18 protein-coding genes and 1 tRNA gene are annotated in these 21,099 nt (G+C 74.4%); 8 read left to right on the plus strand and 11 right to left on the minus strand.

Annotated elements, in window-relative coordinates:
- Window positions 1-3: 3 nt before the first annotated feature.
- A complete protein-coding gene (gene ugpC / locus amrb99_RS14205) occupies window positions 4-1,182 on the plus strand; it encodes a sn-glycerol-3-phosphate ABC transporter ATP-binding protein UgpC (protein WP_190856407.1) in 1,179 nt (392 codons plus the stop codon).
- A 42-nt stretch (window positions 1,183-1,224) separates the two neighbouring features.
- On the opposite strand, the gene amrb99_RS14210 is transcribed toward ugpC, so the two are convergent.
- The 5 genes from amrb99_RS14210 to fdhD form a co-directional block, all read right to left on the minus strand.
- Entirely contained in the window at window positions 1,225-2,838 is a 1,614-nt protein-coding gene (locus tag amrb99_RS14210) for an NAD(P)/FAD-dependent oxidoreductase (RefSeq protein ID WP_190856408.1), read from the minus strand.
- Window positions 2,839-2,902: 64 nt separating this feature from the next.
- Entirely contained in the window at window positions 2,903-4,693 is a 1,791-nt protein-coding gene (locus amrb99_RS14215; protein ID WP_190856409.1) for an SDR family oxidoreductase, read from the minus strand.
- Entirely contained in the window at window positions 4,690-5,520 is an 831-nt protein-coding gene (locus tag amrb99_RS14220) for a M24 family metallopeptidase (protein WP_190856452.1), read from the minus strand. The genes amrb99_RS14215 and amrb99_RS14220 overlap by 4 nt, the downstream gene beginning before the upstream one ends.
- A gap of 159 nt (window positions 5,521-5,679) precedes the next feature.
- The gene (locus tag amrb99_RS14225; protein ID WP_190856410.1) at window positions 5,680-6,615 is read right to left on the minus strand and encodes a metal-dependent hydrolase; all 936 of its coding nucleotides are present in this window, start codon (window positions 6,613-6,615) and stop codon (window positions 5,680-5,682) included.
- Between the two features lie 199 nt (window positions 6,616-6,814).
- On the minus strand, window positions 6,815-7,627 hold the full coding sequence (gene fdhD, locus amrb99_RS14230; protein WP_190856411.1) for a formate dehydrogenase accessory sulfurtransferase FdhD: 813 nt from the start codon (window positions 7,625-7,627) through the stop codon (window positions 6,815-6,817).
- Window positions 7,628-7,808: 181 nt separating this feature from the next.
- Between fdhD and amrb99_RS14235 the strand changes: the two genes are divergently transcribed.
- Together amrb99_RS14235 and amrb99_RS52375 are read left to right on the plus strand one after the other, a co-directional pair.
- A complete protein-coding gene (locus tag amrb99_RS14235) occupies window positions 7,809-8,117 on the plus strand; it encodes a DUF4333 domain-containing protein (protein ID WP_190856412.1) in 309 nt (102 codons plus the stop codon).
- A 354-nt stretch (window positions 8,118-8,471) separates the two neighbouring features.
- A complete protein-coding gene (locus amrb99_RS52375) occupies window positions 8,472-8,777 on the plus strand; it encodes a DUF4333 domain-containing protein (RefSeq protein ID WP_190856413.1) in 306 nt (101 codons plus the stop codon).
- Between the two features lie 73 nt (window positions 8,778-8,850).
- Here the strand turns inward: amrb99_RS52375 and amrb99_RS14245 are convergent, their stop codons facing one another.
- The 4 genes from amrb99_RS14245 to amrb99_RS14260 all read right to left on the minus strand — a co-directional run bounded on the left by amrb99_RS14245 (window position 8,851) and on the right by amrb99_RS14260 (window position 11,759).
- On the minus strand, window positions 8,851-9,477 hold the full coding sequence (locus tag amrb99_RS14245) for a TRIC cation channel family protein (RefSeq protein ID WP_190856414.1): 627 nt from the start codon (window positions 9,475-9,477) through the stop codon (window positions 8,851-8,853).
- A 49-nt stretch (window positions 9,478-9,526) separates the two neighbouring features.
- A complete protein-coding gene (locus amrb99_RS14250) occupies window positions 9,527-9,718 on the minus strand; it encodes a DUF3099 domain-containing protein (RefSeq protein WP_190856415.1) in 192 nt (63 codons plus the stop codon).
- 85 nt (window positions 9,719-9,803) lie between these two features.
- Window positions 9,804-9,897, minus strand: a tRNA-Sec gene (locus amrb99_RS14255).
- A gap of 17 nt (window positions 9,898-9,914) precedes the next feature.
- Window positions 9,915-11,759, minus strand: coding sequence for an AMP-dependent synthetase/ligase (locus amrb99_RS14260; RefSeq protein ID WP_190856416.1), 1,845 nt, complete (start codon window positions 11,757-11,759; stop codon window positions 9,915-9,917).
- A 176-nt stretch (window positions 11,760-11,935) separates the two neighbouring features.
- Here amrb99_RS14260 and selD point away from each other — a divergent pair, with 176 nt between their 5' ends.
- Together selD and amrb99_RS14270 are read left to right on the plus strand one after the other, a co-directional pair.
- The gene (gene selD, locus amrb99_RS14265) at window positions 11,936-12,928 is read left to right on the plus strand and encodes a selenide, water dikinase SelD (RefSeq protein WP_190856417.1); all 993 of its coding nucleotides are present in this window, start codon (window positions 11,936-11,938) and stop codon (window positions 12,926-12,928) included.
- Window positions 12,929-12,985: 57 nt separating this feature from the next.
- Complete coding sequence (locus tag amrb99_RS14270) at window positions 12,986-13,255, plus strand: GlsB/YeaQ/YmgE family stress response membrane protein (RefSeq protein WP_190856418.1); 270 nt, start codon at window positions 12,986-12,988, stop codon at window positions 13,253-13,255.
- A gap of 48 nt (window positions 13,256-13,303) precedes the next feature.
- On the opposite strand, the gene amrb99_RS14275 is transcribed toward amrb99_RS14270, so the two are convergent.
- Window positions 13,304-15,190, minus strand: a complete 1,887-nt coding sequence (locus amrb99_RS14275) for a propionyl-CoA synthetase (RefSeq protein ID WP_190856419.1) — start codon at window positions 15,188-15,190, stop codon at window positions 13,304-13,306.
- A 183-nt stretch (window positions 15,191-15,373) separates the two neighbouring features.
- Window positions 15,374-16,816: an MFS transporter gene (locus amrb99_RS14280; protein ID WP_190856420.1), complete on the minus strand. Its 1,443-nt coding sequence runs from the start codon at window positions 16,814-16,816 to the stop codon at window positions 15,374-15,376.
- Window positions 16,817-16,914: 98 nt separating this feature from the next.
- Here amrb99_RS14280 and amrb99_RS14285 point away from each other — a divergent pair, with 98 nt between their 5' ends.
- The 3 genes from amrb99_RS14285 to amrb99_RS14300 all read left to right on the plus strand — a co-directional run bounded on the left by amrb99_RS14285 (window position 16,915) and on the right by amrb99_RS14300 (window position 21,095).
- Entirely contained in the window at window positions 16,915-17,445 is a 531-nt protein-coding gene (locus tag amrb99_RS14285) for a MarR family transcriptional regulator (RefSeq protein ID WP_190856421.1), read from the plus strand.
- A gap of 233 nt (window positions 17,446-17,678) precedes the next feature.
- Entirely contained in the window at window positions 17,679-19,796 is a 2,118-nt protein-coding gene (locus amrb99_RS51005) for a SelB C-terminal domain-containing protein (protein ID WP_241755540.1), read from the plus strand.
- Window positions 19,797-19,901: 105 nt separating this feature from the next.
- Window positions 19,902-21,095, plus strand: a complete 1,194-nt coding sequence (locus amrb99_RS14300) for an RtcB family protein (RefSeq protein WP_190856422.1) — start codon at window positions 19,902-19,904, stop codon at window positions 21,093-21,095.
- Window positions 21,096-21,099 lie beyond the last annotated feature (4 nt).

Raw genomic sequence — 21,099 nt, forward strand, 5'->3', positions numbered from 1 at the left:
GCGATGGCTGAGATCGTCCTCTCCGGGGTCACCAAGCGCTACCCCGACGGCACCACCGCCGTGCAGGACCTGGACCTGTCGATCGCCGACCGGGAGTTCATCATCCTGGTCGGCCCGTCCGGCTGCGGGAAGTCCACCACCCTGAACATGATCGCGGGGCTGGAGGACATCAGCGAGGGCGAGCTGCTGATCGACGGCCGCCGGGTCAACGACCGGGCGCCCCGCGAGCGCGACATCGCGATGGTGTTCCAGTCCTACGCGCTGTACCCGCACATGACGGTCCGGGAGAACATCGGCTTCCCGCTGAAGCTCGCCCGGATGAACAAGGCGGAGGCCAACGCCAAGATCGAGGAGGCGGCGCGGATCCTGGCGATCGAGCCGTTCCTGGACCGGCGGCCCGCGCACCTGTCGGGCGGGCAGCGGCAGCGGGTGGCGATGGGCCGCGCCATCGTCCGCAACCCCAAGGCGTTCCTGATGGACGAGCCGCTGTCCAACCTGGACGCCAAGCTGCGGGTGCAGATGCGCACGATGATCTCGCGGCTGCAGAACCAGCTCGGCACCACCACCGTGTACGTCACCCACGACCAGACCGAGGCGATGACGCTCGGCGACAGGATCGTGCTGATGCGGCGCGGGATCGTCCAGCAGGTCGGCACGCCCGAGGAGCTGTACGACCATCCGCACAACCTGTTCGTGGCCGGGTTCATCGGCTCGCCGTCGATGAACTTCCTGCCCGCCGACATCTCCGGCGGCGCGCTGCACTCGGTGCTCGGCGAGATCCCGCTGTCGGACCGGATGCGGCGGGCGCTGGATGCGCACCACTCGCCGGACCGGGTGGTCATGGGCGTGCGGCCGGAGGCGTTCGCGGACGCGAGCCTCGACCGCCGCCGCGAGCAGGACGTCGGCGAGCTCCGCTTCGGCGGGCGGGTCGAGATCCTGGAGTCGCTCGGCGCGGAGAAGTTCGCCTACATCGACCTGGAGCCGGGCACGGTGGTCGACTCCGAGCACCTCGAGGACGCGTTCCAGGGCCACTCCCCGGGGCACCGGCACGCGCAGATCGTCGCGCGCCTGGACCCGAGGTCGGAGGCGCGGGAGGGCCGCATGCTCGACCTGGAGTACGACCCGGCCTCCATCCACCTCTTCGAGCCCGAGACGGGCCTGAACCTGACCGAGCACGTCTGACCGCGCCCCCGGCCCGCGCTTCGTCACCGCGAGGGACGCGGTTCAGGGGGCGAGGAGGGCGGTCAGGGAGCGGAGGGCGGGGGTGAGGAGGCGGCCCGCGGGCGAGGCGTGGGCGAGGGCGGCGCGGGCGGCGTTCGCCCCGCAGGCGCCGTGCACGCCGCCGCCGGGGTGCGCGGACGCCGACGCGAGGTAGAGCCCGGCGACGGGCGTCTCGGCGCGGCCGAGCCCCGGGACGGGGCGGAACACCAGCTGCTGGTGGATCATCGCGGTGCCGCCGTTCAGCGCGCCGCCGGGCAGGTTGGCGTCGTGCTCGGCGAACGCGGGCGGGGCGGTGACCCTGCGGGCGGTGACGCGGTCGCGGAAGCCGGGCGCGAAGCGCTCGACCACGTCCTCGACGCGGCGGGCCATGGCGTCCCGCTCGCGCTCGTCCCAGGCGCCGGTGATCCCGTCGGGGCCGGCGTCGCCCTTCACGCGGTGCGGGACGTGCGTGTACGCCCATACCGACTCGGTTCCGGCGGGGGAGCGGGCCGGGTCGGCGGTCGTCATCTGCCCGAGCAGCGCGAACGGCTCGGCCGGGACGCGCCCGGTGGCGATGTGGCCGCTGTAGTCGGTCATGGCGTCCAGGCCGGGGGACAGGTGGACGGTCCCGGCGCGCGCCGCGTCCGGCGAGGCCCACGGGATCGGCCCGGAGAGGGCCCAGTCGACCTTGAAGGTGGCGTGGTCCCAGGTGAAGCGCCGCATGTCCGCGCGCAGCGAGCCGGGCAGGTCGGACCAGCCGACCAGCCCGCCGTAGAGCGCGGGCGCCGAGACGTCCGCGAGCACCGCCCTGGCGGCCCGCACGGCCTCGCCGCCCTCGGTCCGGACGCCGAGCGCGCGCCCGTCCCGGACGATCACGGAGGTCACGGGCGTGCCGCAGCGGATCCGTCCGCCGTGCGCCTCCAGCCGCCGCACCAGCGCGGCGGTCAGCTCGCCCGAGCCGCCCTCCGGCACCGGCCACCCGTGCCTCTGGCCGATCATGGCGAGCAGCCAGCCGAAGACCGAGCCGCCCGTGCTCTCCGGGAACATGTCGGTGTGCAGCGCCGCCCCGGCGAGCAGCAGCGGCCCGCCCGGCCCGGCGAACTCCTGCTCGCCGAGTGTCCGGACGGGCGCCAGCAGCGAGCGCAGGACGCGCAGCCCGCCCGCGCGGCGCGCCGACGCGGCCAGCGGCAGCGCGGCCCGGACGGGCGGGAACGGGGTGAACAGGGCGCGCAGCACCGCGTCCCCCATCTCCTCCCACAGGCCCCACAGCCGCAGCCAGGCGTCGCCGTCGCCCGCGCCGAGCGCGTCGAGGCTCGCGGCGGTCGCGTCCGGGTCGCGTTCGAGCACGGCGGCGCGCCCGTCCGGCAGCGGATGGGCCAGCACCGCCGGGGCGTGCTTCCAGCGCAGCCCGTGCCCTTCCAGGCCGAGCGCCCGTATCGCCGGCGACGCGACGCCGAGCGGGTAGAACGCGCTGCACAGGTCGCTGACGTAATCGGGGTGGACGCCCCGGTCGCTGCGCACCGCGCCGCCCGGCTCCGGCTGCGCCTCCAGGACCAGCACGTCCCAGCCCGCGTCGGCCAGCATGTTGGCCGCCACGAGCCCGTTGGGTCCCGCGCCGACGACCACGGCGTCCGCCATCCCGCACCGCCTCCCGATGATCACCCTAGGGCGTGTGCGGGCGTCCTACCCCCGCGCGGGAGCCCTAGCCCGCGTCGAAGCGGGCCAGCAGCCGCATCGCGCCCGGCGACAGCCGGGACACGAGGTGGCCCAGCCGCGCCTCCGGGGTGACCGGCACGACCGCCCTGTCGTCGCGGACCGCCTTGACGATCTGCTTCGCGACGCCCTCCGGACCGAAGCCGCGCAGCGCGTACGCCCGCGCCGCCCGCTCCCGGCTGCGCGCCTGCTCCCGCGAGCCGCGCCCGACGAACCGGGACGTCCGGGTGATGTTGGTGTTGACGATGCCGGGGCAGATCGCGCTGACGCCGATGCCCTTGCCCTTCAGTTCGGCGCGCAGGCACTCCGACAGCATCAGCACGGCCGCCTTGCTGGTGGCGTAGGCGGGCAGCGTCCGGGACGGGGTGAACGCGGCGGCCGAGGAGGTGTTGACGATGTGGCCGCCCTGCCCGCGCTCCACCATCTGCGCGGCGAACAGCCGCGAGCCGTGCACGACGCCCCACAGGTTCACGCCGAGGACCGCGTCCCAGTCGTCCACCGTGTGGTCGAGGAACGACCCGGCCATGCCGATCCCGGCGTTGTTCACCACGACGTCCGGGACGCCGTGGTCGTGCAGGACGGACTTGGCGAAGTCCTCCATCGCGGCGGCGTCGGACACGTCCACCCGGTACGGGTGCCCGGCCGGGCCGACGAGGCCGGCGAGCTCCGCGGTGCGCTGCGCGGTGGCGAGGTCGAGGTCGGCGGCGACGACCTCCGCGCCCTGCTCGGCGAACGCGAGCGCGGTGGCGCGGCCGATGCCGCTGCCGGCGCCGGTGACGACGACCAGCGAGCCGTCGAGGGGGCGGCGGTCCCGGCGGACGCGGGCGCGCGTGAGCGCGCGGGACTCGGCGGCGGTGAGCGGGCCGCCCTGGACGCCGGTGATGTGCTCGGTGATCCAGCGCGCGATGACGCCGGGGTGGCTGCGCGGCACCCAGTGGCCGGCCGCGATCGGGCGCAGCGACAGGTTCGGCACGCGCGCGCTCAGCCCGCCGACCAGGTGCGGCGACACGAACAGGTCCTTCGTCGGGACGATGACCTGCGTGGGCACGTCGGTGCGGCGGTCGCGCGGGCGGCGCAGCCGCTGCACCATGTTCGCCCGGTACAGGCCGACGCCGGACGCGCCGTCCCGCGCCATCGTCCGCGCCGGGTGGCCGTCGCGGAGCGCGACGCCCTCGCCGAGCTCCAGGGCCCGGCTGAACGGCCGGGACAGCCCGGCGCGCCACATCAGCTCCGGCAGGACGGGCGTCTGGAAGAAGTAGATGTACCAGGACCGGACGCCCTGCCCGGCGGCGCGCTTCAGGTTCGCCGGGGTCGGGCGGGCGATGTTGCGTCGCGTCCAGTGCGCCACGTGGTCCAGGCAGGGCCCGGAGATGGAGGTGAACGAGGCGAACCGCTCCGGCATCGTGCAGGCGGCCTCCCACGACTGGATCGAGCCCCAGTCGTGCCCGACGAGGTGCACTTTGCGCTCGGGGGCGGTGGCGTCCAGCACCGCCCGCATGTCCGACATCAGGTAGTCGAAGGTGTAGCGCTTGCGCCCGAACGGGCGGGACGAGGCGCCCGCTCCGCGCACGTCGTAGCGGACGACGTGGTACCGGTCGGCGAGCAGCGCGGCGACCTCGTCCCACACCGCGTGGGTGTCGGGGTAGCCGTGCATGAGCAGGACGGTCGGGCGGGAGGGGTCGCCCTGCTCGTAGACGGCGAGGTCGACGCCGTCGCCGCGGACCCGGCGGCGCCTCACCGGCGCCGCGGGGGCGGCGCCGGAGGTGATGGTCTGCGTCATTGCGCCTCCCGTCGCGCCCACCGGTGCACGTGGGGCAGGTCGTCGTCGAGCCAGTGGGCGTCGTCCTCGGTGACCACGAGGATCTCCTCGAACTTCACGCCGACGCCGCGGAAGCCGATGTGCGGCTCCACCGCCCACAGCCCGGGCGTCGGGGGGTGCTGGGACTGCGCGGCCCCGTTCCAGAGCGGTGAGCGCCCCTCGAGGCGCTCCTTCACCAGTTCGCGGCCGATCGTCTGCAGGAACCGTACACCGAACGGGAAACCGACGCGCTTGGGAAGGATGCCGCCGATGATCCCGACCTGGTGGCCGATGACCCGTCCGGGGTACTTGGCGTGCCGGTTCTGGTAGCCCTGCCGCTCGATCAGGGCGTCGACCTCGGCGTAGATGTCGGCGAAGGTCCGGCGCTCGCGGACGAGGCGGAGGATGAGGTCGCGGTAGCCGGCGAGGTCGGCGTCGAGCCGCTCCCAGATCCGGTTCTCGCCGAGGACGCCGCCGTAGCCGATGTCGGCGGAGTAGCCGCCGCGGACCGGCGCCATGTCGAGGATGTAGGGCATGCCCTCCTCCAGGCGCGTCGCGCTGGGGAGGAACTGGGTCGGGACCTTGAAGCCGCGGAAGGCCGACCGGTCGCCGAACCAGGCGAACGGGGTGTGCAGCCAGTCGTCGACGCCGTGCCCGCGCAGCCAGCGGCGCATCCGGCGGCACGCCTCCCGCTCGGTCACGCCCGGTTCGAGGGTGGCGGCGACCTCGTCGGCGCACTGGTAGCACAGGCGCTGGACGTCGCGGAATCGCTCGAGCTCCGCCTCATCTCGGGTGCGGGCGAGCGTCACTTTATTGGACACGGTGTTAATTAACCGCGCGATCCGGACCGTGGTCAAGGGGGCCGCGCGTGACGCTCGCCACCCGGGAACCCGCGAGGGCCCGTACGGCGCGGCGGTACGGGCCCTCAGGGGGAGGTCTCCGGGGAGCCTCCGGTCGCGATGTCCGTGCTAGTACGGGTCGTAGCCCGCGGCCTGCGCGGCGGGGGACCGCTTGAGGTACTCCAGCGCGCGCGGCGTCGAGCAGACCTTGGACGGGTGGTGGTTCGGCTTGAGATAGACGGGCGCCTCGCCGAGCAGCAGCTTGAAGATGCCGGGCACGTGCCCGTGGCGGACGGAGCGGCGGTACGCGCGCACCACCCGCAGCGGCGTGACCCGCTTCGTCACCGTCGGGTCCTGCTTCATCAGGTAGAGCGAGCCGCCGATCAGCGCCCAGTACAGGAAGAACAGCGACACGACCCAGGCCGCCACCCGGGTCGGGTAGCGCCCGCCCATCGCCTTGTAGACGTCGAACACCACGGACCGGTGCTCGACCTCCTCGGCGCCGTGCCAGCGCAGCAGGTCCAGCATCGTCGGGTCGACGCCGGCCTTCTCCAGCCGGTCGTTGTCCATGATCCACTGGCCGAGCACGGCGGTGTAGTGCTCGATCGAGGCGACCGCCGCCAACTCGAACCGCAGCCGGCGCCGCCAGGCCCGCGGGCTCTTCTCCTTGAGCGCCGCCATCTGCTCGGGCCGCTCGGCGTTCCCCTTGGCCATCTGGTCGGTGATCTTGGCGACGTCGATCCCGTTGGCCTCGAGGATCTGGTCGAGGACGCCCTGGTGCGAGCGGGCGTGCACCATCTCCTGGCCGATGAACCCCCGGATCTCCTCCAGCAGCCGCTGGTCCCTGATGTACGGCCGGGCGTCCTTGACGCACTGGATGAACCACTTCTCGCCCTCGGGAAGGACGATGTGGAACGAGTTGATGACGTGGGTGGCGAGCGGGTCGCCGGGGACCCAGTGCAGGGGAGTGGACGACCAGTCGAAGGACACCCGCCGAGGCTTGATCGGGGGGTGGCGCTCGTCGATGCCGGACGCCGCTCCGCCGCCGGTGAGGGGCCTCGTCATTCCGTGATCCTCCGCTTCGCGCGCCCGGGGCCGGACGCGGCGTGCGTGCACGCGCGCGTCAGTGCGTAGGGGGAGCAGTCAACTCCTGTGGCGGGGTCGGTGTCTTGAGGACGGGCCAACAAGTTACCGTTTGGTTTTCGGTCCGAGATGACAAACGCCCGGCCGCCCTAGCGGGTGTCGGGAGGGGGCCGGGCGGGCGTCAGGCGCCGAGCCGCTCGGCGCCCGTGTAGACGTTCATGGTGTCCCCGCGCAGGAACCCGACCAGCGTCATCCCGGCGTCCTCGGCCAGCTCGACCGCCAGCGACGACGGCGCCGACACCGCCGCGAGGACGGGGATCCCCGCGGTCATCGCCTTCTGGGTCAGCTCGAACGACGCGCGCCCGCTGACCATGAGGACCCGGCCGGCGAGGGGCAGCAGGCCCTGCCGCAGTGCCCACCCGACGACCTTGTCGACCGCGTTGTGCCGCCCGACGTCCTCGCGTACCGCCAGCAGCCCGCCCTCGGCGTCGAACAGCCCGGCCGCGTGCAGCCCGCCCGTCCGGTCGAAGACCCGCTGCGCGGCGCGCAGCCGGTCCGGCAGGGCGGCCAGCACCCGCGGGGTGAGGCGGACGGGGTCGGCGGACACCTCGTACGGCCGGTCGGTCCGCAGCGCCTCGATGCTCGACTTCCCGCACACCCCGCACGCGCTCGTGGTGGTGAACGCGCGCGTCATCGCCTCGTCGGGCGGCGCCACCCCTGGGGCGAGCGTCACGTCCAGGGTGTTCTGCTCCTGGGTGTCCGCGCAGTACCGCATGGCGGTGAGGTCGGCCGCGCCGCGGATGACGCCCTCCGCCGCCAGGAACCCGGCGACGAGGTCGAAGTCGTGGCCCGGGGTGCGCATCGTGATCGTCAGCGGCTTGCCCGCCACCCGGATCTCGAGCGGCTCCTCCACGGCGAGCGTGTCGGGCCGGCGTCCCGCCGTCCCGCCGGTGCTCACGCGCAGGACCGGCTTGCGCACGGTGATCCGACCCATGGACTCGACGGTACCCCGGTTGTCACCGCCGCACGAAAAAGTTCGCGGCGATCTGTCCCGTTCCGCGTCCTTTGTCGGGCGGGACGGCGTGCCCTGGCGGCCGGGTCGCGCGGCGGCGGACCATACCTGCGGACGGCGCCCCACGGGGACCCGGGCGCCGCGCATCACGGGGAGCAGAACCATGCGCAAGTTCCTGATCGTGCCCGTTCTCGCCGGCGGCCTCGCGCTCGCCGCGGCGGGCTGCCAGGTGGAGAAGACCGTCGGCTCCGGCACGGTGGAGAAGCAGATCGACGCCAAGTTCGGCCCGATGTACCAGGCGGCCGGCCTCGGCCCGGCGAAGGCGTCCTGCCCGGGCGACCTCAAGGGCAAGGTCGGCACCACGCTCGACTGCACCGTGCGCGACGGCAAGGGCGGCAGCCACCGGCTCACCGTCACCGTCACCTCGGTCAAGGGGAGCGAGGTCCACTTCTCGATGAGGGCCGCCTCCTAGCCCTCCGGGCCGCGTCCGGTCGGGCGCCCCTGCGGGGGCGGGGTGCCCGCCATGGCGTTACTTCGACGGGCACGACCAGGGAAAGGTTCGGCGCCCGCCGTCCCGTTCTCCGTCCCTTCTTTCTCGGGATGAGGCGCCCTGGCACCCGAGACGCCGGGCGACGGAGGATGCCTCCGGACGGCGCTCCCAGGGGACCGGGGCGCCGACATGACGGGGAAGAGCACAGTGGCACCTGACAAGAGCACCACCTCGACGGGGAATCGGTTCGGTCGATGGCGGCGAGGTCCGCTTCACCGGGACGCCCGCCTCCTGGCACCCGCGGTCCCGGCGTCGACACGGAGGGCCGCCGGACCCGTGCGCACGTCGCTGATCGTGCCGGCCCTGCTCGGCGGCCTGCTGCTCGGCGCCGCAGGCTGCGGGCTCAATGGGGACGTCTCCGGGGACATGGTGCAGGACCGGATCCGCAAGCAGCTCGGCCCCGAGTACGACGCCGCGGGCATCGGCCCCATCCAGGCGTTCTGCCCGGGCCGGCTCAGGAGCGAGGTCGGCGCGAAGATCACGTGCGCCGTCTATGACAGCAAGGGGCGGAAGCACCGAGTGATCGCCACGGTCACCTCCGTCGACGGCTGGGACGTCCGCTACTCCTTGAAGAAGGCGTAGCCGCCCGAGGACGGGCCGGCCGTGCCGGCGTCCCCGCCTCTCGGCGCTGCTCGGCCCGTCCAGGGCACCGGCGTCAGTCGGGCACCCCGCGGGGGCGGGGTGCCCGCCAGCCGTAGCGCATCGCCAGCACCCGAAGGGCGAACGCCAGCACCGCGGCGCCGGCGGTCACGGCGCCGCCGTGCAGCCCCGCCGACGAGGCGGCCGCCGTGACGGCGGCGCCGAGCATCGCCGGCAGCGCGTACAGCTGCCGGTCGTACAGGACGGCGGGGATCTGCCCGCTCAGCATGTCGCGCAGGACGCCGCCGCCGACCGCGGTGACCACGCCGAGCAGCACCGCGTGCAGCGGTGACAGCCCGTAGTCGAGCGCCTTCAGCGTTCCGGTCGCGCAGAACAGCCCGAGGCCCGCCGCGTCGAACAGCAGCACCGCGGGGAACAGCCGCGCGACCTGCGGATGCCAGAAGAACACCAGCGCCGACGCGGCCAGCGGCACCAGCACGTAGCCGAGGCTGGTGAACGCCGCCGGCGGGACCGCGCCGATCAGCAGGTCCCGCAGGATCCCGCCGCCGAGCGCGGTGATCTCCGCGAGCACCACCATGCCGACGACGTCGAGCCGCTTGCGGACGGCCGCCAGCGCCCCGGACACCGCGAACACGAAGATGCCCGCGAGGTCCAGCAGCTGGGGGACGTCGGGCCCCTTCACGCGCTCTCCCGCAGGGCGCGCCGCCGCCCCCGGGCGGCCCCGCCCGGCTTCACTCGCGCTTGTCGGGACGGTCGATGTTCCAGTTGGCCACCACGGCCGCGAACGGCGGGATGATCATCGCGAACACCGACATCCCGATCGCGGCGGGCGTCGAGTACAGCCGGACGACCGTCCAGGCGAGGACGATGAAGGTGAGGCACGTCCCCATCATGATCCCGTAAGCGAGCTTGCGCCGCCTCATACCCCCACCGTACGTCGCAGGTCGCCGCGGCCCTGACGCCCGGGCCGCCGGCGCTTCGGCTCGGCCGGCGGCCGCGGGCGCGCCCGCGGAGGCGCACGGGAATCGAACCCGCCGTCCCGAGATCCTCGGGACCAACGGTTTTGAAGACCGCGGAGGCCACCAGGCGCTCGCGCGCCTCCGCCGCGATACTAGTCGATCACCCCGCGTAGAGGGCGTCGAGGGCCTCGGCGTACTTGCCGTGCACGACCCGGCGCCGCAGCTTGAGGGTGGGGGTCAGCTCCTCGCTCTCGGCCGTCCACTCGGCGGGCAGCAGCCGCCACTTCTTGACCTGCTGGACGCGGGCGAGCCGGGCGTTGGCGTCCTCGACGGCCTTCCCCACCTCCTCCAGCACGAGCGGGTGCTCGGCGAGCGCGGCGAGGTCGGTGGTCTCGATCCCGTGCGCGGCGGCCCAGACCGGCGCGACCTCGCCGTCCAGCGTGATGAGCGCGACGACGTAGGGGCGGCGGTCGCCGAAGGCGAGCGCCTGGCCGACCAGCGGGTGCTCCTTGAGGTGGTTCTCGATCATCGACGGGGCGATGTTCTCGCCGCCGGCGGTGATGATCAGCTCCTTCTTGCGGTCGACGACGGTGAGGAAGCCGTCCTCGTCGAGGCGCCCGACGTCCCCGGTGTGCACCCAGCCGTCGGCGTCGATGAGGTCGGCGGTCGCCTCGGGCCGGTTCAGGTAGCCGGGGGTGCAGGTCGCGCCGCGCACCAGGATCTCGCCGTCCTCGGCGAGCGTCAGCTCGACGCCGTCGAACGGGCGGCCGACGGTGCCGAGCTTGAAGGAGTCGGCGAGGTTGGCGGTGATGGCGCCGGTGGTCTCGGTCATCCCGTAGGCGTCGAAGATCTTCAGGCCGAGGCCGGCGAAGAACCGGGCGACCTCGACCGGCAGCGGCGCGGCGGCGCTGGACGCCTGCCGGACGCGGTCCAGGCCGAGCAGCGCCCGCATCGGGGTGAGGACGGCGGCGTCGGCGGCCTCGAACGCGGCGGTGACCTCGGGGGTGAGGGTGTTGCCGAACTCCTGGCCGGACACGTAGGCGCGGCCGGCGTCCAGGGCCGCGGCGACGGCGGCCCGCTTCGCCGGGTCCTGCTCGGCCGACAGCACCGCCTGGATGCCGGCCATGATCTTCTCCCAGACGCGCGGGACGCCGAAGAACGAGTGCGGGCGCACCTCGGCCAGCACCGTGGTCAGCTGCGCCGGGTCCGGGCAGAAGTGGACGTGCGCGGCGAGGCGGACGGGCAGGTAGTAGCTGAGGACGCGGTCGGCGATGTGCGCGAACGGCAGGTAGGAGACGCCGGACGGGTGGTCGGGCAGCACCGAGCTGCGCTGCACCATGGCGGCCTCGTGCAGCACCATCGAGTGGGTGATGAGGACGCCCTTGGGGTCCCCGGTGGTGCCGGAGGTGTAGAGCAGGGTGACGGTGTCCTCGGGGGCGACGGCCCGCCAGCGGCGGTCGATCGCCTCCGGGTCGGCGGCGAGGGCGCCGCGGCCGAGCGCGGAGAAGGTGTCCCAGCCGAGGTACCGGTCGTCGCCGTCCGGGCAGGCGGCGGCGTCCACCACGATGATCTTGCGGAGGTCGGGGAGCCGGTCGAGGACGGGCTGCCAGCGGGCGAGCTGGTCGGCGCCGTCCAGGACCGCGTACTTGGCCTCGCAGTGGCCCGCCACGTAGGCGATCTGGTCGGGCGCGAGCGTCGCGTAGACGGTCGTCGGCACGCCGCCGGCGTGCACCGCGCCGAGGTCGGCGAGCACGTGCTCGGACCGGTTGGGCATCATCAGCGCGACGACGTCGCCCGGCTCGAGGCCGAGGGCGGCGAACCCGGCGGCGGTCTCCAGGGCCCGGGTCCGCGTCTCGGCCCAGGTCAGGGTCCGCCATTGGCCGTCGATCCGGTCGGAGTAGGCCGGCTCGTCCCCGTGTTCGGCGGCGGTGGCGGCGAGGCCGGTGCAGACCGTCTGCCCCTCGACGGCCCGGTCCAGCTCGTCCCGCTGCTCCTGGATCCCCATAAGGCGCCCCTTGAGTAAGTGATGACTTGCAGAACAGGATCGCACCATGCCGAACGTGGTTCGGACAACCCCTTCGGCCATCTTCCGCTGGTCGGAGGCGAGGGCGACCCCTGGGTGACCGGACCCGTACCGTCCGTTTCTTGATCATTTGGGGTAGTTGTGCGTTAAATTTCCTGGTGAACCGTCTCGCCCGAGCCGCCCGTCTCACCCAGTACGCCCACGGCGGCGGCTCCGCGTGCAAGATCCCGCCCGGCGAGCTGGAGAGCGTCGTGGCCGGCCTCACCGGCGGCGGCGACGCCCTGGTGATCGGCGGCGGGGACGGCGACGACGCGGCCGTGCTGCGCATCGCGGGCGGCCGCGCGGTGGTGTCCACCGCCGACTTCTTCACCCCCGTCGTCGACGACGCCTACGACTGGGGGCGGATCGCCGCCGCCAACGCCCTGTCCGACGTGTACGCCGTCGGCGGCGAGCCGCTCATGGCGCTGAACCTGCTCGGCTGGCCCCGCGACGCGCTGCCCGCCGAGCTGGCCCGCGAGGTGCTGCGCGGCGGCCGGGACGTGGCGGACCTCGCCGGCTGCCCGATCGCCGGCGGGCACAGCATCGACGACCCCGAGCCCAAGTACGGCCTCGCGGTGACCGGCGTCGCCGACCCCGACCGGCTGCTGCGGCTGGACGCCGGGCGGCCCGGCGTCCCGCTCTCGCTGTCCAAGCCGCTCGGCCTCGGCGTCCTCAACGCCCGGCACCAGGCGACCGGCGAGGTGTTCGCCGAGGCCGTCGAGACGATGACGGCGCTGAACGCGGCGGCCGGGGCGGCCGCCCTGGAACGCGGCGCCGCCTGCGCCACCGACGTGTCCGGCTTCGGGCTGCTCGGCCACCTGTACAAGCTGGCCCGCGCGAGCGGCGTCACCGCCATCGTGGACGCCGCCGCCGTCCCGTACCTGGAGGGGGCGCGCGCCGCCGTCCGCGACGGCTTCGTGCCGGGCGGCACCCGCCGCAACCTCGCCTGGGTCTCCCCGCACACCGAGTTCCGCCGGATCGCCGAGGAGGAGCGGCTGCTGCTCGCCGACGCGCAGACCTCCGGCGGGCTGCTGGTGGCCGGCGAGATCCCCGGCGCCCCGGTGATCGGTGAGCTGGCCCCGCTCGGCCGGCGCCACCTCGTCGTCCGCTAGCCCGCGAGATACGCGGCGGCGAGGGCGGGTAGGGCGGGGGTGAGCGAAGGAGCGGGCATGACCATCGGGGGGATCGTCTCCGCCATCGTGCTGGGCGCCGTCGTGGGGATCCTCGGCCGGCTGGTCGTGCCGGGACGGCGGAGCATGCCGGGCTGGGTCGCCGCGGCGGTCGGCGTCGTCGCCGCCTTCGCCGGGACGGGACTGTGCGCGATGGTCGGCTTCCGCACGTCCGGCTGGAACTTCTGGGAGACGATCTTCCAGATCGGCGTCGCCGCGGCGGGCGTGTGGGCGGTCGCGGTGCTGTGGCCGACGAGGAGCGACCTCTAGGGCACGCCGCTTCCCGAGCCCGCGCCGCCAGGGCGCCGTCTGGCGCCGTCAGGGCGCCGGCGGGCGCAGGACGGGCCGCAGATCCTCCAGCACGGCCGTGTCCTCGATCGTCGACGGCACCGCCACGTTCTTGCCGTCGGCGATGCCCCGCATCACCCCGCGCAGGATCTTGCCGGACCGGGTCTTCGGCAGCGCCGGGACGACCGCGACCTCCTTCAGCGCCGCGACCGGGCCGACCTGCTCGCGCACCATCCGCACCAGCTCCGCGCCGAGCTCGCCCGGGTCGGCCGCCACGCCGCTCTTCAGCACGACGAAGCCGCGCGGGACCTGGCCCTTCAGCGCGTCCTCCACGCCGATCACCGCGCACTCGGCCACCGCCGGGTGCGCGGCGATGACCTCCTCCATCGTCCCGGTCGACAGCCGGTGCCCGGCCACGTTGATCACGTCGTCGGTGCGGCCCATCACCCACACGTAGCCGTCCTCGTCCAGGTGCCCGCCGTCGCCGGTCAGGTAGTGGCCCGGATGGCGGGTCAGGTACGACTCCACGAACCGCTCGTCGTCCTGCCACAGCGTCGGCAGCGTGCCGGGCGGCAGCGGCAGCCGGATCGCGATGTCCCCGTCCGTCCCCGGCGGGAGGGGCGCTCCGTCCGGGCCGAGGACCCGCACGTCGTAGCCCGGCACCGGCACCGACGGCGACCCCGGCTTGACCGGCATCGGCTCCAGGCCCCGCAGGTTCGCCACGATCGGCCAGCCCGTCTCGGTCTGCCACCAGTGGTCGATGACCGGCCGGTCCAGCACCCGCGACGCCCAGTGGTAGGTGTCGGGGTCGAGCCGCTCCCCGGCCAGGAACAGCGCGTCCAGCGCCGACAGGTCGTGCCCGGCGAGCAGCGCGCCCTCCGGGTCCTCCTTCTTGACGGCGCGGATCGCGGTCGGCGCCGTGAACAGCACCTTGACGCGGTGCTGCGCGGCGACGCGCCAGAACGCGCCCGCGTCCGGCGTCCCCACCGGCTTGCCCTCGTACAGGACGGTCGTGCAGCCGGTCAGCAGCGGCGCGTACACGATGTAGGAGTGCCCGACGACCCAGCCCACGTCGGACGCGGCCCAGAACACGTCGCCCGGGCCCACGCCGAACACGTTCTCCATCGACCAGCGCAGCGCCACCGCGTGGCCGCCGTTGTCGCGGACGACGCCCTTCGGCCGCCCGGTCGTGCCGGAGGTGTAGAGGATGTACAGCGGGTCGGTGGCGGCGACCGGCACGCACTCCACGGGACGGGCGGCCTCGACCGCCTCGTCCCACTCCACGTCCCGCGGCCGGACGAGGTCGGCGTGCAGCTGCTCGCGCTGCCGGATCACGCACCGCTCGACCTTGTGCTTCGCCAACTCGAGCGCCTGGTCGAGCAGCGGCTTGTAGGCGACGATCCGGCCGGCCTCGATCCCGCAGGACGCCGACACGACCGCCTTCGGGCGGGCGTCGTCGATGCGGACCGCCAGCTCCCGCGCCGCGAACCCGCCGAACACCACCGAGTGCACCGCGCCGAGCCGCGCGCACGCCAGCATCGCGATCACGGCCTCGGGGATCATCGGCAGGTAGATGACGACCCGGTCGCCGCGGTCGACGCCCTGCGCGCGCAGGGCCCCGGCGAACCGTGCGACCAGGTCGGTCAGCTCGCGGTAGGTGTAGCCGCGGACCGTCCCGGTGACGGGGCTGTCGTAGATGAGCGCCGCCTGGTCGCCGCGCCCCTCGTCGACGTGCCGGTCCAGGGCGTTGTCGCAGGTGTTCAGCTCGCCGCCGGTGAACCAGCGGTAGAACGGCGGGGCGCCGTCGTCCAGCACGCGGTCCGGCGGGACGAGCCAGCGCACGTCCCGCGCCGCCAGCCCCCAGAACCGGGTCGGATCGGCGATGCTGCGTTCGTACGCGGCCGCGTAGGCGCCCATTTCGTCCTCCCGGTGGCGGTCGGGTCCGGCCCCGAATCCGCGTTTCGGGGCGCACCCCTATAGGGCACGGCGCGGGTACCGTTCGTCAAGGCCCCGCGCCGCCACCTCCCGGTCGCGGAGGGTCACCGTCCCGCCCGGGGCCGCCGCGCCCGCGCCCGTGCGGGCGGCCCCCGGACGCCCCGGTCAGGCGGGACGCTCGTGCGGGTGCCGGACGCCGTGCACGACGGCGACGGCAGCCGCCAGGACCGCGCCGGCCGCGACGATCCAGAAGCACAGTTCGTACGCGCCGAGCGTCGGCACCTCCGTCCCGGCGATCACCTTCCCGGCGAGGATCGAGGCGGTGACGGCGCCCGCGACGCTGCCGCCGGTGGTGCGGACGAGCGAGTTGATGCCGCTGGCGATGCCGCTCTGGTCCATGGGGACGTGCTGCACGGCGAGCGTGCCGAGCGCCGCGTAGGCGACGCCGAAGCCGATGCCCTGGATCGCGCTGAACGCCAGCATGTCGTAGCCGTGCGAGTTCGACACGGCGAGCCAGGTGTAGCTGAGCCCCGCGAAGACCGAGCCGAGCGCGAGCGTGTAGGCCGGGCCGATGCGCCGGGCGACGTTGCCCGACATCGCGGACGCGACGAGCATCGTGACGGTGCTGGGCAGCATGTAGAGGCCGACGTCCAGCACCGAGCCGCCCAGCCCGTACCCCACCTTGTCGGACGGGGACTGGACGAAGCCGGAGATCAGGGTGAACGCGGCGAACATGGCGAAGCCGAGCAGCGCCGAGGACAGGTTCGCCGACAGCGACTTCGGCCCGACCAGCAGGCTCAGCCGCACCAGCGGCTCGCGCACCCGCTGCTCGATCACGACCCACAGCCCGCACAGCACGACGGCGGCGCCGAACAGGGCGATCACCCCGCCGGACGTCCAGCCCCAGTCGTTGCCCTCGCTGATCGCCAGCAGCAGGCAGACCAGCCATCCGGCCAGCACGAGGGCGCCGGCCAGGTCGGGGCGTCCGCCCGCGCGCGCCCCGGCGTCGTGCGCGGTGACCGCGACCAGCACGAGGCCCGCCGCGGCGAGCGCGGCGGTGATCCAGAACACCGGGTGGTGGCTGGTGGTGCGGTCCGCGATCAGGCCCGTCACGATCATGCCGGCGCTGCCGCCGACGCCCATGGTGGCGCTGACGATGCCGATCGCGGTGGTGATCCGCTCGCGCGGGAAGGTGTCCCGGATCATCCCGATGGCCAGCGGGATCATCGCGGACGACACGCCCTGCAGGGTCCTTCCGGCGATGAGCACGCCGAGCGAGCCGGACACCGCGCAGACCACCGAGCCGATCAGCAGCAGTGCCAGCACCAGCAGGATCATCCTCTTCTTGCCGTACATGTCGCCGAACCGCGACAGCAGCGGCGTGGCGACGGCGCCGGCCAGCAGGGACGCGGTGAAAACCCAGGTCACGGCGGTGACCGAGACGTGGAAGCGGGTCATCAGCTCCGGCAGCAGCGGGATCACGAGGGTCTGCTGGACGGACACCACCATGCCGGCGATCGCCAGCGCGAACAGGGTGAGGCCGGTGCGCGGGGGGCCGGCGGCCCGCCGCCCGGTCGTGGCGGCGGCCGCCGTCTGGGCGCCGGTCATGAAGCCTCCTGGGGGGACGGTCCCGGTCGGTGGGAGCGGGGGCGTGCTCGGTCACTCTACTTACTTAAGTTAAGTAAATGCATCGTACAATGGATCACATGTCCACCCCGCCGCGGTCCGCCGCCCACCCCGACACCGGCGCCGCGGCGCCGCGCGACATCGTGGAGATCGAGCGCGCGATCAGCCGCGTGTCGCACATGCTCACCCGCGCCAAGCAGCACGACCGGACGGTGGCGGTGGCGGGCGTGGCGGTCGACCGGGCCGCCGTGCCGCTGCTCGGCGCCCTCGCCGACGCCCCCGACCCGCTGCGGCCGGGGGAGCTGGCCGTCCGGCTCGCGGTGGAGGCGCCGCACGTCACCCGCCAGGTGCAGCGGCTGGAGCGGGCCGGCTACGTCGAGCGCGTCCCCGACCCCGACGACGGCCGCGCCCAGCGCGTGCGGATCACCGACGCCGGGCTGGAGGCCGTCGAGCGGGTCCGCGCCGCCGGCCGGCAGTGGATGGCCGACGCCCTCGCCGGCTGGTCGCCGGGCGAGCGGGCGCAACTGGCCGGGCTGGTGCACCGGATGGTCGACGACTTCCTCGCGCATTCCGAGCGTCTCGCGCGCTGCGAGGGCCGATCCGCCGATTAGCCGCGCCCTCGGCGTGACGATTCATCGCCAGTTGAGGTTTACGCGAAGTTAGTGAGATTTATGATCGCGCGGTGTGGGCCGGATCGGGTTTCGCTTCCGGGCCCGGCGTCCTTAGGGTTGCCTTCCGTGGACCTACGTCTGCAAAACCCCCGCTATGCCGTCCCCGCCGGCGCCCGCGCCGTGCCCGCACCCTTCCCCGCGGCCCCGCGCGCCGCGACCCGGGAAGGGCGCTGATGCAGGTCGTCGCCACCGCCGGCCACCACGGGCACGGCAAGTCCGCCCTGGTGCGCGCCCTCACCGGCATGGAGCCCGAGGAGCCCGGCGCCTGGACGGAGCTGCCCTCCGGCGCCAGGCTGGCGTTCGTCGACGTCCCCGGCGACGAGCGGTCCGTCCCGGCGATGCTCGCGGGCGTGGGGGCGGTCCCCGCCGTGCTGTTCGCCGTCGCCGCCGACGAGGGCTGGATGCCCCAGTCGCAGGAGCACCTCGACGCGCTCGCCGCGCTCGGCGTCCAGGCCGGCGTCCTCGCGGTGACCCGCGCGGACGTCGCCGACCCCAAGCTCGCGCTGCGCCAGGCCCGCGACCGGCTCGCCGGGACCGCGCTGCGCGGCGTCGAGGCCGTCGCCGTCAGCACCGTCACCGGCGCGGGGATGGACGAGCTGGCCGCCGCGCTGGACCGGCTCGCCGGACGGCTGCCCGTGCCCGACCCCGAGGCACCGGTGCGGCTGTGGCTGGAGCACGCCTTCACCGCCGGGCGGCAGAGCGTCGTCGCGGGCACCCTCGCCGCCGGGACGATCGCCGTCGGCGACGAGCTGCTCCTCATGCCCGCGGGCCGCCGCGTCCGCGTCCGCACGATCGGCAGCACCGGCGCGCCCCGGGAGAGCGCCACCGGCGTCTCCCGCGTCGTCCTCACGCTGCGCGACGCCGGACGGGTCGGCGCGGGCATGGCCCTCGTCACCCCGGACCGCTGGTCGCTCACCACCTGCGTGGACGTGCGGACCCGGTTCGGCGAGGCGTCCGGGCGGCTGGCGCGGCGGATGACCCTGCACATCGGCGCCGCCGCCGTCCCGGTGCGGCTGCGCCCGCTCGGCCCCGACACCGCCCGCCTCACCCTGAACGCCCGGCTGGCCCTGCACATCGGCGACACCGCCCTGCTGCGCGACCCCGAGCGGCGCGCCGTCGCCGGGGTCAGCGTCCTGGACGTCCGTCCGCCGACCCTGGTGCGGCGCGACGCCGGCGCGGCCCGCGCCCGCGAGCTGGCCGGCTGGCCCGACCGGCCGGACGGCGCGCTGGTGCTGCGCCGGCACGGCGTGCTCCGCGCGTCCGAGCTGGAGCTGATGGGCTGCGCGCCGCCGGACGGCGCCGTCGCCCTGGACGGCGGCTGGCTCGCCGACCCGGCGCACTGGGAGGCGCTGCGCGAGCGCCTCGCCGAGGTGGCGGCGCGGCACGCCGCCGAGACCCCGCACGCGCCCGGCCTCCCGCTGGAGACCGCCAGGCTGCGGCTCGGGCTGCCCGCGCGGAGCCTCGTCGCCGCGCTCGTCCGCCCGCCGCTCCGGCTGGACGGCGGCCGAGTCCACCCCCCGGCCCCCGAGCCCGCCCCTCAGGCACCTCCGAACGCGGCCCCACCCCGACCAGCCGTGCCCCCGGACGCCGACACGCCACCGGTTGCGCCCGTCCCCCCGTCCACGGACCCGGCCCCACCCGCAGCCGCGCCCGCGCCTGCCGCCACGCCACCGAGCGCGGCGACGCCAACGAGCGCAGTCCGCCCCTCCAACGCGGCTCCGGCGGCCAGCCCAGCTCCGGCCCCGAGCGCGTCCCCGCCTTCGAGCGCGGCTCCGGCGTCCGGTGCGGCCCCGGCCTCTAGCGCGGTTCCGTCTCCCGACGCGGGGCCGCCTTCCAGCGCGGCGCCGTCCCAGAGCGCGGCCGAGTCTCCGGCTACGGTGGCGGATCCGGGGCGGGAAGCTGGTTCGGCGCAGAGTACGGGGGCGGACGGGGCCGCGGCGCGTCCCTCGGGGGAGGCGGCGATGCCGCCCGGGCTGGCCGCCGCCGTCGAGCGGCTCCGCGCCGACCTCGCCCGCGCCCCGTTCGACGCGCCCGCCGAGGAGCGTCTCGCCGAGCTCGGCCTCACCGGCGGCGCCCTCGCCGCCGCCGAACGGGCGGGGGCGGTGCTGCGGCTGCGCGACGGCATCGTCCTGCTGCCCGGCGCCGACCGCGAGGCGCTGCGCATCCTGTCCGCGCTGCCGCAGCCGTTCACGCCGCGGCAGGCGGGCGACGCGCTGTCCACCAGCCGCCGCGTCGCCGTCGCGCTGCTGGAGCACCTCGACGGCCTGGGCCTCACCGAGCGGCGCCGCTGAGGCCCGCCGGGATGACCCCGGCCATGGCGGGAAAACCGGTTGAACCGCGGCGTGCGGCTCTGGCGTCATAGATCACGGTTCGGATCCCGTCGAGAAGGAGAAGGCATGCCGTACCAGACCCTGAAGGGCGGCCGCGTTCCCATCCGGATGTGGACCGACCCCGACACCGTCGAGGACCAGGCGCTCGACCAGCTCCGCAACGTGTCCGCGCTGCCCTGGGTGGAGGGGCTCGCGGTCATGCCGGACGTCCACTACGGCAAGGGCGCGACCGTCGGCTCGGTCATCGCGATGAAGAACGCGGTGTCCCCGGCGGCGGTCGGCGTCGACATCGGCTGCGGGATGACCGCCGCCAAGTCCACGCTCACCGTGGAGGACATGCCGGACGACCTGTCGGGTATCCGGCACCGGCTGGAGAAGGCGATCCCCGTCGGGCGCGGTTCGCACAAGAGCGCCGTCGACCCGTCCGCGCTGCCGAACCTGAAGGAGCGCGGCTGGTACGAGTTCTGGAAGGAGTTCGAGGACCTGCACCCGGCGGTCCGCTCCGGCCTCGGCCGCGCGCGCTCGCAGATGGGCACGCTCGGCGGCGGCAACCACTTCCTGGAGCTGTGCGCGGACGACGAAGGCGGGATCTGGCTCGTCCTGCACTCGGGGTCGCGCAACATCGGGAACGTGCTCGCCGAGCACCACATCGAGGCGGCCCGCAAGCTCCCGCACAACCAGGACCTTCCGGACACCGACCTCGCCGTGTTCCTCAGCGGAACCGCGAAGATGGACGCCTACCGGCACGACCTGTTCTGGGCGCAGGAGTACGCGCGCCGCAACCGAGCGGTCATGATGGCGCTCGCGCAGAACGTCGTGACCAGGCAGTTCGGCGAGAAGCGCTGCCGGTGGAACCAGGTCATCTCCTGCCACCACAACTACGTGGCGGAGGAGGAGTACGGCGGCGAAGAGCTGCTCGTCACCCGCAAGGGCGCGATCCGCGCGGGCGCCGGCGACCTCGGCATCATCCCGGGGTCGATGGCGACCGGCACCTACATCGTCCGCGGCCTCGGCAACGAGACGGCGTTCAACTCGGCGTCGCACGGCGCGGGCCGCCGGATGAGCCGGAACAAGGCGCGCAAGAACTTCACCGTCGAGGACCTGGTCGAGCAGACCAGGGGCGTCGAGTGCCGCAAGGACAGCGGCGTCATCGACGAGATCCCGGGCGCCTACAAGGACCTGGAGACGGTGATGGAGTCGCAGTCCGACCTCGTCGAGGTCGTCGCGCACCTGCGGCAACTCGTCTGCGTGAAGGGCTGAGGGC

The organism is Actinomadura sp. RB99 (assembly GCF_014706005.1).
GTDB lineage: Bacteria > Actinomycetota > Actinomycetes > Streptosporangiales > Streptosporangiaceae > Spirillospora.